The 14,544-nt window shown below is 60.0% G+C and carries 15 protein-coding genes and 1 tRNA gene; 3 read left to right on the top strand and 13 right to left on the bottom strand.

Going from position 1 to position 14,544, the window contains the following annotated elements; genetic code table 11:
- Window positions 1-165: 165 nt before the first annotated feature.
- Window positions 166-609, top strand: a complete 444-nt coding sequence (locus ISN74_RS16185; protein WP_188800196.1) for a BON domain-containing protein — start codon at window positions 166-168, stop codon at window positions 607-609.
- Between the two features lie 95 nt (window positions 610-704).
- Here ISN74_RS16185 and ISN74_RS16190 read toward each other — a convergent pair whose 3' ends face one another.
- From ISN74_RS16190 to ISN74_RS16205, 4 genes are all read right to left on the bottom strand, one after another.
- The gene (locus ISN74_RS16190; protein ID WP_188800197.1) at window positions 705-2,075 is read right to left on the bottom strand and encodes a tryptophan--tRNA ligase; all 1,371 of its coding nucleotides are present in this window, start codon (window positions 2,073-2,075) and stop codon (window positions 705-707) included.
- Between the two features lie 112 nt (window positions 2,076-2,187).
- Window positions 2,188-3,111, bottom strand: coding sequence for an arginase (gene rocF, locus ISN74_RS16195; RefSeq protein ID WP_188800198.1), 924 nt, complete (start codon window positions 3,109-3,111; stop codon window positions 2,188-2,190).
- A 146-nt stretch (window positions 3,112-3,257) separates the two neighbouring features.
- A tRNA-Thr gene (locus ISN74_RS16200) sits at window positions 3,258-3,333 on the bottom strand.
- Between the two features lie 51 nt (window positions 3,334-3,384).
- Entirely contained in the window at window positions 3,385-4,065 is a 681-nt protein-coding gene (locus ISN74_RS16205; protein WP_188800199.1) for a TetR/AcrR family transcriptional regulator, read from the bottom strand.
- A 104-nt stretch (window positions 4,066-4,169) separates the two neighbouring features.
- On the opposite strand from ISN74_RS16205, the gene ISN74_RS16210 reads away from it, so the two are divergent.
- Window positions 4,170-5,303, top strand: coding sequence for an FAD-dependent oxidoreductase (locus ISN74_RS16210; protein ID WP_188800200.1), 1,134 nt, complete (start codon window positions 4,170-4,172; stop codon window positions 5,301-5,303).
- A 451-nt stretch (window positions 5,304-5,754) separates the two neighbouring features.
- Here ISN74_RS16210 and ISN74_RS16215 read toward each other — a convergent pair whose 3' ends face one another.
- The 3 genes from ISN74_RS16215 to ISN74_RS16225 are packed head-to-tail and all read right to left on the bottom strand — an operon-like array spanning window position 5,755 to window position 8,239.
- Window positions 5,755-6,480 carry an SPOR domain-containing protein gene (locus tag ISN74_RS16215; RefSeq protein WP_188800201.1) on the bottom strand — a complete coding sequence of 242 codons (726 nt, stop codon included), beginning with the start codon at window positions 6,478-6,480 and terminating at the stop codon, window positions 5,755-5,757.
- 32 nt (window positions 6,481-6,512) lie between these two features.
- Window positions 6,513-7,271, bottom strand: coding sequence for a type III pantothenate kinase (locus tag ISN74_RS16220; protein ID WP_188800202.1), 759 nt, complete (start codon window positions 7,269-7,271; stop codon window positions 6,513-6,515).
- Window positions 7,268-8,239, bottom strand: coding sequence for a biotin--[acetyl-CoA-carboxylase] ligase (locus ISN74_RS16225; protein ID WP_188800203.1), 972 nt, complete (start codon window positions 8,237-8,239; stop codon window positions 7,268-7,270). Before ISN74_RS16225 ends, ISN74_RS16220 begins: the two co-directional genes overlap by 4 nt.
- Before the next feature lie 182 nt (window positions 8,240-8,421).
- On the opposite strand from ISN74_RS16225, the gene ISN74_RS16230 reads away from it, so the two are divergent.
- Window positions 8,422-8,781, top strand: coding sequence for a hypothetical protein (locus ISN74_RS16230; RefSeq protein ID WP_188800204.1), 360 nt, complete (start codon window positions 8,422-8,424; stop codon window positions 8,779-8,781).
- A 22-nt stretch (window positions 8,782-8,803) separates the two neighbouring features.
- Here the strand turns inward: ISN74_RS16230 and ISN74_RS16235 are convergent, their stop codons facing one another.
- The 6 genes from ISN74_RS16235 to ISN74_RS21370 form a co-directional block, all read right to left on the bottom strand.
- Window positions 8,804-10,234, bottom strand: coding sequence for an ATP-binding protein (locus ISN74_RS16235; RefSeq protein WP_229679326.1), 1,431 nt, complete (start codon window positions 10,232-10,234; stop codon window positions 8,804-8,806).
- Complete coding sequence (locus ISN74_RS16240) at window positions 10,188-10,874, bottom strand: response regulator transcription factor (protein WP_188800205.1); 687 nt, start codon at window positions 10,872-10,874, stop codon at window positions 10,188-10,190. The genes ISN74_RS16235 and ISN74_RS16240 overlap by 47 nt, the downstream gene beginning before the upstream one ends.
- Entirely contained in the window at window positions 10,874-11,134 is a 261-nt protein-coding gene (locus ISN74_RS16245) for a hypothetical protein (RefSeq protein ID WP_229679327.1), read from the bottom strand. The genes ISN74_RS16240 and ISN74_RS16245 overlap by 1 nt, the downstream gene beginning before the upstream one ends.
- Window positions 11,135-11,341: 207 nt before the next feature.
- Window positions 11,342-12,322 (bottom strand): tRNA dihydrouridine(20/20a) synthase DusA, encoded by a 981-nt coding sequence (gene dusA / locus ISN74_RS16250; RefSeq protein ID WP_188800207.1) that lies wholly within the window; start codon window positions 12,320-12,322, stop codon window positions 11,342-11,344.
- 36 nt (window positions 12,323-12,358) lie between these two features.
- Window positions 12,359-13,417, bottom strand: a complete 1,059-nt coding sequence (locus ISN74_RS16255; RefSeq protein ID WP_188800208.1) for an alpha/beta hydrolase — start codon at window positions 13,415-13,417, stop codon at window positions 12,359-12,361.
- 610 nt (window positions 13,418-14,027) lie between these two features.
- Complete coding sequence (locus ISN74_RS21370) at window positions 14,028-14,420, bottom strand: GFA family protein (protein ID WP_484482090.1); 393 nt, start codon at window positions 14,418-14,420, stop codon at window positions 14,028-14,030.
- Between the last annotated feature and the right edge of the window lie 124 nt (window positions 14,421-14,544).

Below are 14,544 nucleotides of genomic sequence, written 5' to 3' on the forward strand. Positions count from 1 at the left end.
TTTTCAATACAGATACGTTCATGAACGAACGCAACCGCTCATAACGTTTTGCAACATTCCTTTCACATGCAACTTGTTGCCATGCACTCCGCGGATCGATTGTGATGCGCCTGCATGCGCCATGCCTTTCTCGCGCATGCAGTTCATATGCTCAAGGAGATCGCCATGCGCAACAAGTCCATTCTGTGCAAATCCATCATCGCCGGCAGCGTCATGATGGCTTTCGCCGCCGCACCCTTCTCTCTCATGGCACAGAGTGCATCCCCATCATCCAGCATGCAGCAGCAACAGCCTGCAAGCACGACGCCTTCGACGCCGTCGAGCAATGAAACGGTGCCGGGCAAGGTGGATGACACCTGGATTACGACCAAGGTCAAATCCAAGTTGGCGGCAGCCAAAGGGATCAAAGCGTCGGATATCTCCGTCAGCACCACCGACGGCGTGGTCACATTGACAGGCACCGCGACATCAACGAAGGAAAGGACTCGCGCCGAACATCTGGCTAAACAGGTGAAAGGCGTGAAGAGCGTGGATGGCAGCGGTTTGACGATCAGTGCAGCGAGCGACAGCAACAGTAGCAGCTCGACACCACCGACATCGGGTGGTTGATGCTGATGTTCTTTTCAACCAACCCGTGAGGTTGGTGTGCGGGCCGGGCCGGATGCGTCAGCGCGCATCCGGCTCGGCACGAGGCAGACAACCGCTTATTCGTTTTCCTGCGCGGCCAGCGAGTCCAGCGCTTGGCGCAAATAGGCCATGGCTGCATCGCGTGACGACTCGTCCACGTAATCGGGCGTATTGGCGATCGCCTCGCCCTCCACTTCCAGCACCAGCGAGAGCGGCAACACATGCAGCGTGGCAGCGTCACCGCCCAGCGTCTTCAGCTTTTTCTGTATCGCGCCGGCCGCCTTGGGATCACTGAATGACTTGGACAGCAAAAGCTCGTCACCGTCGGATGAGAATAGGCGGAAGCGAAAACTGCCATCCGTGTCCCGAAAACTGGCGAAGCGCGGCGACTTGACCGCCTTTGCGGTTGGCTTGGAACCGCCTGCCGGGACGCTCAGTGACGACATGGAACGCAAGCCAATGGCATCACGCAACTCTGCAACCTTCGGCCCGGCAATCGCGCGAGCTTTGCGTGCGCCTTCGCGCAGAATTTCCTCGATGGCGGCGGGGCGTGCAATCAGACTTTCGTAGCGCTCACGCATCGGCGCCACGTCGGCTTCGATGCGCTCGTACAGCACTTGCTTGGCCTCGCCCCAGCCAATGCCCTCTTCCAGCGCACGGCGGAATGCAACGCTTTCCGCGTCACTGGCAAAAGCATGGAAGATGGTAAACAGCGCGGAGCTGTCGGGATCTTTGGATTCACCTGGCGTGCGCGAGTCGGTGACGATGCGCATGATGGCTTCGCGCAGCTGCTTGCTGCCACCGGCAAACAACGGAATGGTGTTGTCGTAGCTCTTGGACATCTTGCGGCCATCCAGGCCCGGCAGCGTCGCCACCTGTTCCTCGATCAGCGCTTCGGGCAACACGAAGAACTCACGCCCATAGATGTGATTGAAGCGCTGCGCGATGTCGCGCGCCATCTCGATGTGCTGGATTTGGTCGCGCCCAACCGGCACATGCTGCGCATTGAACGCGAGGATGTCGGCAGCCATGAGCACCGGATACATGTAAAGACCGGCCGTGATACCCGCATCCGAATCCTCGCCAGCTTCGGTGTTCTTGTCGACAGACGCCTTGTAGGCATGCGCACGATTGAGCAGGCCTTTGGCGGTCACGCAGGTCAGGAACCAGGTGAGCTCGGGAATTTCCGGAATATCCGATTGCAGATAGAACGTGACCTTGTTCGGATCAAGTCCCGCGGCCAGCCACGTCGCCGCGATTTCCAGGCGCGAACGCTCGATGCGGGCCGGATCGTCGCTTTTGATCAGCGCGTGATAGTCGGCCATAAAGAAGAACGCATCGACATCGGCGCGACGGCTGGCGGCAATCGCTGGGCGGATCGCGCCAACGTAGTTGCCCAGATGCGGGGTGCCGGTCGTAGTAATGCCTGTAAGGACGCGTGTTCGCATGCGTGGCCGGCTCCTGCCGAATAAAGGTGGTGCGTCCGCGCAGCGTGGCGCGGAATGGATTCAAGCAGTTTACGGGTAAAACCCGCTTGTCGTGATCAAGCTAGCGCGACCTTCAACCCGGACCGCGCATCAGGGTCGATTTGCCGAACAGGGATTCAACCAGCTCTACCGCCAGCTTTGCCGTCTGGTTTCGTTTGTCGTAAGCGGGATTCAACTCGACGATATCCAGCGAACCAAGGCAGCCGGTGTCGGCAATCATCTCCATGCAAAGCTGTGCCTCGCGATAGGTGGGGCCACCACGCACGGTGGTGCCTACGCCCGGCGCAATCGAAGGGTCGAGGAAGTCAACATCGAAACTGACGTGCAGATGGGTATCCGCATCGAGTCCGTCCAGTGCCTCTTCCATCGTTCGCTTCATGCCCACTTCGTCGATGTGGCGCATGTCGTAGATATCCACGTTGGCTTCGCGCACCAGGCGCTTTTCCCCTTCATCAACCGAGCGGATACCAATCTGACGGAAGACGTCCGCGTTCGTCGCCGGAACGTGCTCGCCGATTTCCACCAGCTCGCGCGGCCCATTGCCACACAGGCAAGCCACCGGCATACCGTGGATATTGCCTGAGGGGGTGACCTGGGATGTGTTGAAATCCGCGTGGGCATCCAACCACAACACACGCAGCTTGCGTCCCTGTTCGCGACAGTGGCGAGCTACCGCGCTGATCGAACCGATCGCCAGGCAATGATCGCCTCCCAGCATGATCGGCAGGCGATTGGCCTGCAGTTCGTGGTGAATGGCCGCATGCACCGCGGTATTCCAGGCCACGACTTCGGGCAGATGGCGATAGCCGTTTTCCGGCGGCTGCCACGGGTTCATCGGACCATGCAGATTGCCGCGATCGACCACCTCCAGCCCACGACGACGCAACTTCTCGGCGAGCTGCGCCACGCGCAGGGCCTCCGGTCCCATCGACGCGCCACGGTGGCCGGCGCCGATATCGGTCGGTGCGCCGACCAGTGCAATCACCTGCTTACTCATACCGCTTTCTCGACATTTTCCTACGTAGGCAACGATTTTAACTGGTCGCAAGCACCGCAGGCGTGCCCCAAAAGGGCCAATCGACCCCGTTTTACCAGGGCCACAGGCAGCAAAAAGCCCGCGGTTAGCGGGCTTTCAGGGATAACTGGTGCCGACACCCGGATTCGAACTGGGGACCTACCGCTTACAAGGCGGTTGCTCTACCAACTGAGCTATGCCGGCTTAGCCGCTTAGTTTAAGCGATCTGGAAGCGTCTGTCCGCCCCCGAGGGCATCAGCGACGCCGCGGTGAGCCAATGCCTCTAAGGATCAGATCGATCCCGGCAAGAAAATCCATACGGTCGTCGTGAGCGCGCAACTGTCCGGCTACGCTGCGTGCGAACGGGTATTCATCCGGATCAAGCCGAGACCACTCAGTCGCCACCGCCTCCAGGAAATCGGATCTGTCGGTGCCTTGCGTCTGAGCGAGCTGGCCGTTGGCCGCGTTCTGCCCACCTACGCCAAGGATGTAGTTCAGCAGCGCGGATACCGTTGCCCATTGTTCTTCGTCCGGCACGCCAAGCGCGCGAACCTGCTGACCGATGCCTTCGAGAATGCGCACCATGGGCAACTGCCCCGGGGCCCGTGTGAGTGCCGAGCCAACCCACGGATGTGCGTCGATCGCATCGAACATACCCAAAGCGAGGGCGCGAATGGCTGCCTTCGGCCTCGCGTCGACCACGCGAGCCTCCATCGTGCGAGCGACGACGGCGTCGCAGGCGGCGGTCAGCAGATCGCTCTTGCTCGCGATGTGCCAATAAATAGCACCAGGACCGGTGGCGAGCCGCTCGGACAAGGTGCGGAATGTCAGACCACCCTCGCCGCTGCCGTCCAAGAGCTCGATCGACGCGTCAATGATGCTCTCCCGTGAGAGCGCTTCTTCACGCCGTTGGGTACTACGTGCTTTCTTGACCATGCCTCATCTTGACAGAAATGGAACGTCGTTCCAACATAATGGAACGACGTTCCATGCCCGTCACGCAATCCCCAGTCGTGGTCACCAACCACGAAGGAATCAGGATGAATACTCCCATCGCGATCATCGGCGCCGGGCTCGGCGGCCTGACACTTGCGCGCATCCTCCACGTCCACGGTATGGCAGCGACGGTCTACGAAGCGGAAGCCTCAGCGAATGCGCGCGCACAGGGTGGCATGCTCGATATCCACAAATACAACGGGCAACTTGCACTCAAGGCAGCAGGGCTCTTCGAAGAATTTCTTGAGATCATCCACGCTGGAGGTCAGGCAACGCGGATACTCGACAAGGAAGGCAACGTCCTGCTTGATGAGCCCGACAACGGCACAGGTGATCGACCTGAGGTCCCCCGAGGAGACCTTCGCCGGATTCTGCTTGACTCACTTCCCGCCAACGCGGTCCGCTGGGGACACAAAGTCACAGCGGTGTCTCCGCTCGGCGGTGGACGACACATGTTGACCTTTGCTGACGGCTCAACGGTGACTACCGATCTCCTCGTGGGTGCCGACGGCGCCTGGTCGAGAGTTCGTCCCCTTCTTTCCGGGGCGAAACCGGTGTATGTCGGCACATCATTCATCGAGACGTACTTGTATGACGCCGACACTCGTCACAAGGCGAGCGCGAAAGCGGTTGGTGACGGCGCAATGTTTGCGCTAGCACCGGGAAAAGGCATCGCTGCGCACCGTGAGCCCCATGGCGTGCTACACACGTACGTGCAGTTGAACAAGCCGAAAGACTGGATTGACAGCATCGACTTCTCCGACACGGTAACTGCCTTGGCGCGCGTCGCCAAAGAATTCGACGGCTGGGCTCCGGAGCTGACAGCGCTCATCACTGACGGTGAGACTGCACCTGTACCCCGTCCTATTCACGCGCTCCCGGTCGAGCACCGGTGGGATCGCGTGCCCGGGGTGACACTGCTCGGTGACGCAGCACACCTAATGTCCCCGTCTGGCGAAGGAGCCAATCTGGCCATGTTCGACGGCGCTGAACTCGGGAAGGCCATCGCCGCCAACCCCGGTGACATTGAAGCCGCGCTCATCGCGTATGAAAAGGACCTCTTTGCCCGCAGCGCGTCCGAAGCTGCGCAGGCGGAAGGGATACTCAAGTTATGTCTCGGCGACGACGCACCCCAGAGCTTGGTTGGCTTTTTCACCCGTAACCATCCCGTCAAGTAATTGCCCTGCACGCACAGCTGCTGTCGTATCCGCGTAGTAACGCTCATGTCGGCCAATAAGCGCTGCCAAGCTTTTCGCTCCTGTATTTAAGTCCAAATGACGTACATCCATGTTTTGGCACCAACGATACATTTATTTGAAGCCACCTGAGTGGTGAACTTCTCATTGGATGAATTCAAGCCCTAACTGCTGCTAAAAATTAAGCCGTTTCATCACGAAACGGCTTAGTCAAGCGAAAGCTAGTTCGGTCAGGGGAGAAGAACCAGCACAAGCGGAGATTTGAAAGCCCGACAACCCATTTATGCCACTTTCAAAAAGCGCAAACAATGAAATCTGACGTGCGAAAAATTAAATTTCTTTCATAATGTGAATAAATCGTCAAAGCAATCAGGCAATGAAAATTGCCACAACCTTATTATTTCGCGCTATTGCCGAGCCATATAAGGCGCGCTCAAAAACAGCCGGTGCTGTGCGAGCCAATGGCAGGATCATGGATGCGGCTGCGCCAGTCGAAGTGATTGCTGTCGACGGGAATCAGATCCAGCCAGTATTCCGGCACGGTTTCGGTACGCTCGCTCATCTGCGCGGGAAAACCCGCGGCGACGATTTCATCCCGCCGCTTGCGCGCGTTGGCCGGGTCCTTGAACAAACCTAGCGAAACGGTGTTCTCGTTATCGCCGGACCCGACCACGAAATAATCCTGGATGTTGTGCGCGCCGAGCTGACGCGCCTGGGCCAAAGCTGCTGTATGCGTGGCACTGGGCGGCAGGTGCACCCACCAGCCCTTGCTCTGCTGGGTCTGCTCCTGACGTGCCCGCATGCGCTGCACTTCCGAGCCGAGCGCACTGCGCGCGATGCGCAGATCTTCCTGCGTCGCAAACGGCCCCAGCGCCATGCAGGTGTAGCTGAGTGCGTTTGGCGAAGCGGGTTGCGGCGTGTTGGCGGATGCGGTTGTTGCAACCGGTGCCGCCACCGGCGATGCAGACGCTGGCGCGGCGATGGAAGCGGCGTGCGCCGTCGTCGTGGCGGGCGGCGGCAGCTCAGAGAGCAAGTGCAATTTCGGCACACCGGGATCGGTGGCGAAATGAGCGCGCGTATCGTTCTGGCCCAGCAGCAGCCATGCGCCAACAGCAATGTTGAGAGCAATCAGCAGCACGAACAGCAGGCGCAGGAACATCGGCCACAGTCACCGTTTTGGGTTGAGCGATTCTAGGACAACGCCTGCCCGGGATGTGCGTCCGCCCACACAAGCAGGCCACGCAACACGCTGTCGGCAGCCACTTCGGCAGGTACGTTGAGCAAGGGCAATAGCGCATCAGCATCACCGCCGTCCAACAACAGACGCTGCGCGCCGTTTAAGTGCTGGCTAGCGATGTTGTGTGCAAAGCGCTCGATCAATGCCGCCACGGCTTGCCAACAACCCGAAGCCACCGCATCGGCGGTGTTATCGGCCAGATCGCGAACAGTACCCGGACGTTCCGGCCTCACGCGTGCGGTCGCACCGAGCAACGATTGCTGCATCAGCAATGGACCGGGCGCGATCAAGCCACCCAGATGCCGGCCATCCGCAGCAAGCGCATCGAGGGTGAGTGCCGTCCCGATACCGGCCAGCATGCACGGCGCATGTCCGGCGGCCTGGGCAGCGACCATGGCAAGGAAGCGATCCACTCCCAAGCGCTGGGGATCTGCATAGGCATTACGCACACCACACGCTTCCGCCGGAGTACGCACCCATGCGATGTCGTGCGCAAAAACGTCCTTGATGACCTGTTCAAGCAAGGTCTCGCGCTGGGCATCCACCACCGAAGCACCGACCACGCGATGCGGACGTGGCTGTGGGGTCCAGGCTTGGCGAAGCACCGCGGCAACATCCTCGTCCCACGCCACCGCGCCGCGCGCAAACCAGCCACCGTCTGCAGCCACCGCCCATTTCAAGCGTGTATTGCCAAGATCCAGTAGCAGCTTCATGCGCGTCGCACCGTGACATCGGCGCTGTCGATGCTGTGCAGGCCGTTCTCTGTTCGCACCCGCAACGCACCGCGCTCGTCAATGCCCGCGCCAATGCCCTCGAATTCACCTGTCGCGCCGCTTATGCGCAGCGGAATATCGCGCAGTGCATCGTACTCGGCGTATTCATCGGCAAACGCTGCGAAACCTTCGCGTTCAAATTGATCCAGACCTTCGACCAGGCTGGCGATCAACGCTGCCGCCATGCGATTGCGGTCGGGCGGCGTGCCGCCAGCCAGGCTCGCAAGATCGCATATCGGCTGTCCTGCCTGTTCGCGCAAGGCCGACGTGAGACGCAAATTGAGTCCGATGCCGACTATCGCTGCACATGGCCCCTGATATTCGCCATTGAGCTCGACCAGAATGCCGGCAAGCTTGCCGCTCTCGGCGAGCACGTCATTCGGCCATTTGAGCCGCGCACCGGAGAGACCTGCCGCATGCAAGGCACGCAGCACGATCACGCCGGTTGCCAGCGACAAGCCCGACAGCGCGGCGAAACCTGCGTCGAAGCGCTTGAGGCAAGAGATATAGAGATTGAGCCCGGGTGGCGACAACCAACTGCGCCCGCGCCTGCCGCGACCCGCGGTCTGCGTTTCCGCCATCACGATGCTCAGATCCGGCGCGCTACCGCCGCGGCGCTGCAATTCGCTGGAAGTGGAGTCGATCTCCCAATAGAGATCCAGCGCACCGATTCGGCGCGCCAGGGCAGACGGCAGCGCCTCGCGGATCAGGGACTCATCCAGCATTTGAATCGGCCACGGCAAACGGTAGCCAGCGGCGCCTGCCGATTCGATCGGCACGCCGCGGTGACGCAAGGCCTCGATCTGCTTCCAGATCGCCGCGCGGGTCAAACCGGCTTCGGCGGCCAGGCGGGAGCCCGATAACGCCTCCCCATTGGCCAAGGCGGCCAGGATCTGTTGCGGCTGCATGATCTCAGTATTCCGGGAGACGCCCGCCCGGATGCGGAAAGGAATGGAAGCAGGGAGGTGTCATCCGGCGATTCTACCGGCTGAAGGCGCTTTCGCGGCGTTCCCGGACAGGGCACTGGCATCCGAACGGGGTTTCTGGGACCATCCGGTCGATAGGCGTAAAGCCTCGGGGGCTGATTGCCATGCGTGCCACTCCATTACTGCTCGGATGCTTGCTGGGTTTGGTCACCATCGCTGACGCGACGGCGGCTGGGACCACGGCTGCCAGTGGTGGTAGCGCATCATCTGGCTACAACTGCACCGACCATGCTGGCGATCGCAGCACGAGCCACGAAACCAGCGCGGCCAGCGGTGACGCTTTCAATATCCCGCGTGGCGCAAGCCATTCGACCGGATCGACCTCCCACGACCATGCTTCTTCGTCCAGTACGAGCACGGACGATGCGCCGATGCACATGGGTGGGGGGGACGCTGCCAGCGGCAGTTCCTCGCACAGCTCGGGGCTGAGCTGGCAATCCTTGCTTCCCGGCTCGATCCAGTAAGAGCCTGTCTACGTTCCCTGCGTCAGTTCGCGGGCAGCACCACGCTGAAACGCGCGCCACCAAATTCCGCCGAACGATCGACCGTCAGTTCGCCCTTATAAGCGCGCACGATGTCCTGTACGATCGACAGGCCGATACCGTGACCCTGCACGCGCTCATCACCGCGCACGCCTCGCTGTAGCACTTTTTCGATCTTGTCTTCGTCGATGCCGGGGCCGTCGTCCTCCACGCTCATCAGTAGACCAGGGCGCTGACGTGCACCTTGTGGCAGCGCCTTCACCACCAGCAACACGTGATGTCCGGCCCATTTGAAAGCGTTTTCCAACAGATTGCCCATCAATTCCAGCAAATCGCCCTGCTCGCCATAAAATGCCGCGCCGTCTTCGATATCGAATTCGCATAACACGTTCTTGGCGGCGTAGACCTTTTCGAGACTCTGCACGAGATCTTCCGCATGCCCTGCAATCGGCACCGCGCTCGCGAAGGTCTGCCCGCCGCTCGTTGCTGCACGCGCCAATTGATAAGCCACCAGCTCATCCATGCGGCGCACTTGATCGAGCACAGGCAGACGTGCCGTCACCGGAATATCGCCAGAGGATTCCAGCTGCGAACGGATCACTGCCAACGGCGTTTTCAGGCTGTGCGCCAGATCGGCCAGCGTATTGCGATAGCGCCCGCGCTGTTCTCGCTCGCTGTCGATAAAGGCGTTGATGCGTTCGGTCAGGCCGGTCAGCTCGACCGGATACTGGCTATCCAGATGATCGGTATCGCCGCGCTCGACGCGGCTCATGTCACTGGACACCTTGCGCAGCGGTGTCAGGCTCCAGTACAGCAGCATCAACTGCAGCACAATCAGCATGACGCCCAAGGTCGCCAGCCAACCGACCAGGCTGCGCCGGTACACGGCGTTGTTGCCTTCCAGTTCGTCCTCGGTCTGCGCCACCGTGAAGGTAAGGCGCACGGGCGCACGACCGGGCGAGTCCACGTCCAACGCGACGCCAAAGCTGTAGTAGTAGAGCCGCCCCAATTCGGTATCTACCGGACCGACAAACTGCGACTGCCCTGGCTCCAGCTGATGCAGAAAACTGAAATCGCGGCCCAATGCAGACGACGATTCCCATTGAAAATTGTCCCCCAGCACTACCGCATACAGGCCTGAGCCCGGACGCGAAAACATCGGGTCAGGCGGCGTGTCCGGCATCAACGGCTTGCCATCACGGCGCACGTCGGTGCCCGTGATGTAGGAGATCACATTGTCGTGCAGGTGATCCTGCAGCTTGTTGCGTTCGCTGGCGGCATAGGTGCGCGACAGCGTCCACCCGATAGCGCCCAGGAAGGCGGCCAGCACGAGGCCGGTCGTAAGCGCAGCACGCGCCGCCAGTGAGAACGGGCGGCGCTCGGCTGCATCATTCGTCTTCGCTGCGAGGGATGGCAAAGCGATACCCGCGTCCACGCACCGTTTCGATCGGCTTCATCGTGCCTTCCGCATCCAGCTTCCTGCGCAGGCGGCCAATGAACACCTCCAGCACGTTGGAATCGCGATCGAAATCCTGCTGATAAATGTGTTCGGTCAGATCAGCCTTCGAGACCAACTCGCCAGCGTGCAGCATAAGGTATTCAAGCACCTTGTACTCGTAGCTGGTGAGGTCCACCGACTTGCTTTCGACCGTCACGGTCTGCGCCGTGGTGTCGAGCTTGATCGGTCCGCAGGCCAGTACCGGCTTAGACCAGCCGCTGGCGCGGCGTACCAGCGCGTTGATGCGGGCGAGCAGCTCCTCAACGTGGAACGGCTTCACCAGGTAATCGTCGGCGCCGTGCTTGAGGCCCTCGACCTTGTCCTGCCAGCTGCCCCGCGCGGTAAGAATCAGGATCGGGTAGCGCTGACCGGCCTCACGCAAGGCCTTGACCAGATCCATGCCCGACAACTTGGGCAAGCCAAGGTCGATGATGGCCAGATCAAAGGGCACTTCGCGGCCCAGGTAAATACCCTCTTCGCCATCCTGTGCAGTGTCCACGGCAAACCCGTCGCGCTTGAGGCGGGCCGCCAATGTTTCGCGCAGCGGCGCTTCGTCTTCGACCAGGAGGATGCGCATTAGTGTTTCTCCTTCTTGCTTCCGCCATTAGGGGACTTCTTGGTGGATTGTGCCGCAGGCGGCGTGCGGGTGGCATCCGATGGAATCACGATGTTACGCACGTGACCCTCGGGTGTAAGTACCTTGATCCGATACTCCACCTTACGCCCTAGCTGGCGCGGCTCGGCCGACAGAATTTTCCCGCCGACCTGTTGTTGTACGCGCACGACTGCCTGATCCAGGGTCAGGCCGCCCTGCGGCGACGATTGGGCGGCAGCCATACCGGCTACCAGCAGAAAAACCGCCGCTATTGCCCATGTTAGACCGTGATGTAAGCCCATAGTCCCGTGAGTTGAGGGCCGGCCTATAGCCGGCTGACGCGCCATACTGCGCAACCGGGGCTGAATACTGACCTGACGGCTGCCAAGCGCTGGCCTTCCAAACACTTGCAAGGTCCGAGCTTCGGGCCATAGCACGGTATTTCCTGATCAGGCGGCGATCCGCAGCGACCCCATCGCCTGCTCAATCAGTGACCAGCCCGCGCCAGGCTGATGGGCGCCCTCGCTCAAGATGCGCCGAAACCCGCGCGCCCCCGGCTCGCCCTGGTACAGACCCAGTAGATGCCGCGTGATGTGCTTGAGGGCGGTACCGCGCGCCAACTCGGCCTCGATATACGGCCGCATATGCTGCAGCACACTTTCACGCGACGGCAGTGGCAGACCATGAAGCGCCGCCTCGACCCGGGCCAGCACATAGGGATCATGGTAGGCCGCACGTCCCAGCATTACGCCATCGACATGGACCAAATGCTCCTGCACCGCCTCCACCGTCGTGATGCCGCCGTTGATGATCACCAGCAACTGCGGAAACTCCCGCTTGAGGCGATAGACGCGGTCATAGTCGAGCGGCGGAATCTCGCGGTTTTCCTTCGGCGATAAACCCTGCAGCCACGCTTTGCGCGCATGCACCACCAGAATCTCTACGCCCGCCTCAAGCATGGTCTCGGTGAAGTGCTGCAAATCCGCGTACTCGTCCTGATCATCCACACCAATACGGCACTTCACCGTGACCGGCACCGACACCGCATCGCGCATCGCCTTCACACAATCACCCACCAGCGCCGGCTCGCGCATCAGGCACGCGCCAAAACGCCCCGATTGCACTCGATCGGAAGGACAGCCCACATTGAGGTTGATCTCGTCATAACCGGCCTCCGCGCCATAGCGCGCCGCCTCCGCCAACTCCTGCGGGTCACTACCCCCGAGCTGCAAGGCGACCGGGTGCTCCTGCTGGCTATGTTCCAGCAAACGCAACTGCTTGCCGCGCACCAGCGCGGCGCTCGTCACCATCTCGGTGTAAAGACAGGCGTGCGGGGATAGCAGGCGATGGAAATAACGGCAGTGACGGTCCGTCCAGTCCATCATAGGGGCCACGGATAGACGAAAGTCATTTCGATTGATGTTGTACATGGCCATATTTTACCTGCACAACGACGTGCCTAGGGCCTAGCGCCCCACTCGAACCTTTGCGACTACCTCATTGACATAACCGACAAGTACCGCGGGCTGGTCGTGTTGAATGAAATGACCAGAATCCTGGACCACAACACTTTTGCCGTCAGTCGACAACGAAGCAATCACATCGTGCGCGTGTTTCCATGCTGCATAGTAAAGCGCTTGTTCTTCGGCACTGAAGTCGCTCACCGGTGCAGGATGTCGCGCTGCGGTTAATACGATCACTGGCGTCGAGCCGAACTGGTTAGCTTCGAAGCTAGCTTCATGGTCGTTGACGTTTTCCCCAGACATCGCGCCGAAAGTGTTCACGAACTCGGAGACATTGGCTTCGTAATACTTGGGTTGCGCCTTTTGGCTGCTCAGAGCTGTATGAAGAACGACATCTGCTTTGTTTGTATTGTCCAGACATGCGAAGCCAGTGCTTTCCAGCTCGCGCAGCTGGCCGGCATTTGCTTTGACTAAACACGCGCGTGCGTCGGTGATATAGCGACTGTTTGCTCTAGCAAGCTCCGCAGCCTTGCTCGGCGGCAATCCATAGCGTTCGAAATGTTGCTGACCGGCGTAGCCTGGGTCGACCAGCACCATACCTGCGACTTCGCCGGGATACGTTCTTGCGTACAAACTCGCGTAGATACCTCCGTTCGAATGGCCTACCAGAACCACTGGAACAGGCAATTTGGCGCGCTCGATGAGCCGATGTAGATCATCCACGGCGTTAACAGCATCTGAGGGACGCGTTGCCGGATCGCTGAATCCATAACCTGCACGATCATAAGAACAAACCGTCGTCGTTTCCGCGATGCGGGTCTGCACGTCTTGCCAACTAGCTGTACCGCCTCCCGTTCCAGCATCGAGGATCACCACCGGCGAGCCATGCCCAAGGCAAAACAAGTTGAGCTTACGCGATCCGTCGACAGCAATGAGAAGGTGTGGATGAGTGTAGGCACTCGAGGGCACAGCTAAGTCGTTTCCACTTCCACGAACCGTTGCCAATGGCATCACTGAGGCAGCGATGAGCAACGCAATAAAATGTACATGGCGTGCTTGCATTGATAGGTTCTTCCACGTGCGGCGCAATGAAATCGAGAGGTGGCGAGCGAAGTAAATGAGAAGCTCACGGCGCCTTGAGCGAGTGTCAAACGTTAGCCCTTGGACCATTTCCAGAGCAAGCTGACTATCGGCATAGAAGACTGCCTCTTCGCACCGTGAGTTAGACACTGCATTCCCACCAGTGCGGGATGTCCGCAGTCGAAAGCGGGCGGGCCGAGCTTGCCCAGTGACAAAATACACTACAAGGCACAAATCGCATTTCAAGCAGGAGTAAGGTGCAACGAGAGTGCAACAGAGGTATACGGTGAAGCGGCGAAAACTAGCCGCGCCAGTACTTAGAAGGCCCCATCTATCCAATCCATCATCGGTGCTACGGATAACTGGAAATCGGAAAGGTTATAGCTTTGTATGGAGCACATTCCATCCGGCCCGCCCCTGCGTTGGCCGACTGGTATCAGCGAAAAATATCCGCCAAGCGCTGTTTAAAGAGCTGGTTCAACCCGCAGGCACTCATTTAACTGCCTCCGTCCCGCTTTCCACGCCTCACCTACACGAAGTATTAGGGGGCACCCGAGGACTTCTGAGTACCCCTTCGAAAATACGGCAGTGTTCAATCCAAGAATTTCCAGGTGTCCGCGCCATCGAAGCGCCTGACGACAACTAACTCCAGAAGCGCGGGTTCAAAATTCCGCAGGTTTACGCCGTGGCGAGCGCCGGGCGTAGAATCAATCGGCTCCCAATGGGTGACGATACCGCAGGTCCTGCACCGCACATTCCGCAAAGATCGATCGCCCCAAATATAGCTTTCCGTGTTCTCGGGGTGGCCTTCGATTGAGACTGAGCCGAGTTCGTAGTAGGCCCATATCCCTCCCGTGCGGCGACATAACGAGCAGTTGCAACTCGTCGCCATTTCGGGCGCCGCCGGAAGCGTAAGGCGCACTGAGCCGCAGTGGCAGGAACCGTGCAGCGATGGCGAGGCCCGTTCGTGGTTCACGGAATTCATCGTTGGTTGTCGCGCCGCCTGACTAGTGAATATACGGACAAGCCCGTTCGGTTATACATCCCCGATCGCGCAAAGAGATCCCTGTGCGACTCATTTGCTCTTGCCGCAGCTTATCTTTGCTACG

Origin of the sequence: Dyella caseinilytica (assembly GCF_016865235.1) — a bacterium.
GTDB lineage: Bacteria > Pseudomonadota > Gammaproteobacteria > Xanthomonadales > Rhodanobacteraceae > Dyella_B > Dyella_B caseinilytica.

What these genes read in the sequence shown, in the direction of transcription:
- ISN74_RS16185 (WP_188800196.1), top strand. Translation starts at nt 166, where the DNA reads ATGCGCAACAAGTCCATTCTGTGCAAATCCATCATCGCCGGCAGCGTC.
- ISN74_RS16190 (WP_188800197.1), bottom strand. Translation starts at nt 2,075, where the DNA reads ATGCGAACACGCGTCCTTACAGGCATTACTACGACCGGCACCCCGCAT.
- rocF (WP_188800198.1), bottom strand. Translation starts at nt 3,111, where the DNA reads ATGAGTAAGCAGGTGATTGCACTGGTCGGCGCACCGACCGATATCGGC.
- ISN74_RS16205 (WP_188800199.1), bottom strand. Translation starts at nt 4,065, where the DNA reads ATGGTCAAGAAAGCACGTAGTACCCAACGGCGTGAAGAAGCGCTCTCA.
- ISN74_RS16210 (WP_188800200.1), top strand. Translation starts at nt 4,170, where the DNA reads ATGAATACTCCCATCGCGATCATCGGCGCCGGGCTCGGCGGCCTGACA.
- ISN74_RS16215 (WP_188800201.1), bottom strand. Translation starts at nt 6,480, where the DNA reads ATGTTCCTGCGCCTGCTGTTCGTGCTGCTGATTGCTCTCAACATTGCT.
- ISN74_RS16220 (WP_188800202.1), bottom strand. Translation starts at nt 7,271, where the DNA reads ATGAAGCTGCTACTGGATCTTGGCAATACACGCTTGAAATGGGCGGTG.
- ISN74_RS16225 (WP_188800203.1), bottom strand. Translation starts at nt 8,239, where the DNA reads ATGCAGCCGCAACAGATCCTGGCCGCCTTGGCCAATGGGGAGGCGTTA.
- ISN74_RS16230 (WP_188800204.1), top strand. Translation starts at nt 8,422, where the DNA reads ATGCGTGCCACTCCATTACTGCTCGGATGCTTGCTGGGTTTGGTCACC.
- ISN74_RS16240 (WP_188800205.1), bottom strand. Translation starts at nt 10,874, where the DNA reads ATGCGCATCCTCCTGGTCGAAGACGAAGCGCCGCTGCGCGAAACATTG.
- ISN74_RS16245 (WP_229679327.1), bottom strand. Translation starts at nt 11,134, where the DNA reads ATGGCTGCCGCCCAATCGTCGCCGCAGGGCGGCCTGACCCTGGATCAG.
- dusA (WP_188800207.1), bottom strand. Translation starts at nt 12,322, where the DNA reads ATGTACAACATCAATCGAAATGACTTTCGTCTATCCGTGGCCCCTATG.
- ISN74_RS16255 (WP_188800208.1), bottom strand. Translation starts at nt 13,417, where the DNA reads ATGCAAGCACGCCATGTACATTTTATTGCGTTGCTCATCGCTGCCTCA.
- ISN74_RS21370 (WP_484482090.1), bottom strand. Translation starts at nt 14,420, where the DNA reads ATGAATTCCGTGAACCACGAACGGGCCTCGCCATCGCTGCACGGTTCC.